Source organism: Arthrobacter sp. Cr_A7 (genome assembly GCF_029222765.1).
Lineage (GTDB): Bacteria > Actinomycetota > Actinomycetes > Actinomycetales > Micrococcaceae > Arthrobacter.
Window position 1 is genome coordinate 1 of record NZ_JARHXQ010000288.1, and the last position, 1,319, is coordinate 1,319.

Annotated in this window: 2 protein-coding genes; both read left to right on the forward strand. The window is 67.7% G+C overall.

The window, feature by feature from the left end:
• Window positions 1-74: 74 nt before the first annotated feature.
• The gene (locus P2Q66_RS17030) at window positions 75-881 is read left to right on the forward strand and encodes a DeoR/GlpR family DNA-binding transcription regulator (RefSeq protein ID WP_115524088.1); all 807 of its coding nucleotides are present in this window, start codon (window positions 75-77) and stop codon (window positions 879-881) included.
• Window positions 878-1,319: PfkB family carbohydrate kinase (locus P2Q66_RS17035; protein WP_275730030.1), on the forward strand; the 442-nt coding region annotated here is incomplete at its 3' end. The genes P2Q66_RS17030 and P2Q66_RS17035, both read left to right, overlap by 4 nt.

Below are 1,319 nucleotides of genomic sequence, written 5' to 3' on the forward strand. Positions count from 1 at the left end.
GTAACTCAACATCATGTGATGCCAGTCACGCCGAGTAACCACCGCAATCCCAGCCACTACGCAACGGAGGGTACGTGTTCGCCGAGGAGCGCCAGCAAAAGATTGCCGAGCTTGTTGCCGGCAGCGGCCGGGTCAGCGTGACCCTCCTGGCCGAGCGCTTCCGGATCACCACCGAAACCGTCCGCCGGGACCTCGCCACCCTCGAAAACGCGGGAACCGTCCGCCGGGTCCATGGCGGCGCCGTGGCGGCCGACCGTTTCAGCACCACCGAGGAAAGCGTCAACGAGCGCGCCATCCAGCGGCCCGACCAAAAGATCCGTATAGCCGAAGCCGCCCTGGCCCTCATCCCACGCAACTCCCCCGGCAGCGTCCTGATCGACGGCGGCACCACCACGGAAGTCCTGGCGGACATGCTCGCCCGGCGCACCGCCGTCGAACATTCCGATGGTGCCGGGCCACGGCCCGAACTGGTGGCCATCACCCATGCCGTGCCCATCGCCGGGAAGCTCTCCAGTGTTCCCGGGATTGCCCTGCACATCCTGGGCGGCCGGGTCCGCGGCATCACCCAGGTAGCCGTGGGCCAGGCAACGGTCGACGCCGCGGGAAGGATCCGCCCGGACATCGCCTTCGTGGGGACCAACGGCATCCATGCAGGCTTCGGCCTCAGCACCCCCGATCCTGAAGAAGCCGCCGTCAAGGCAGCCTTCGTCCAATCGGCACGCCGCATTGTGGTGCTGGCCGATTCCACCAAGCTGGACACGGAAACCCTGGTCCAGTTCGCCTCCCTGAAAGATCTGGACACCTTGATTACAGACAGCGAACCCGGACCTGAACTCGCAGCCGCCCTGGAAGAGGCCGGCGTCGATGTGGTGATCGCATGATCGTCACCTTCACGGCCAACCCCAGCCTGGACCGCACCGTCGCCCTTCCCGGGCCCCTCGAACGCGGTGAGGTGCAGCGCGCCGTCTCCGTCAGCCAGGAATCCGGCGGCAAGGGCGTCAACGTCTCCCGCGCCCTGGTGGCCTCAGGCCTGGAGTCGGTGGCGGTCCTTCCCGGTGCCGACAGCGATCCGGTCCTCGCCGGCCTCCGGGAGAGCGCGGTGCCCTTCGTCTCCCTGCCCATCGGCGAGCCGCTGCGGACCAACGTTGCGCTCACCGAGCCCGGCGGCGTGACCACCAAGATCAACGAGCCGGGCCCCCTGCTGGACGAAAACCAGCAGGAAGCCCTGATCAAGCTGCTGCTGGAAAGCTCCCGCGGCGCCAGCTGGGTAGTCATGGCCGGCTCCCTGCCGCCGGGCTTCCCCGCAGATTTCTACGCAA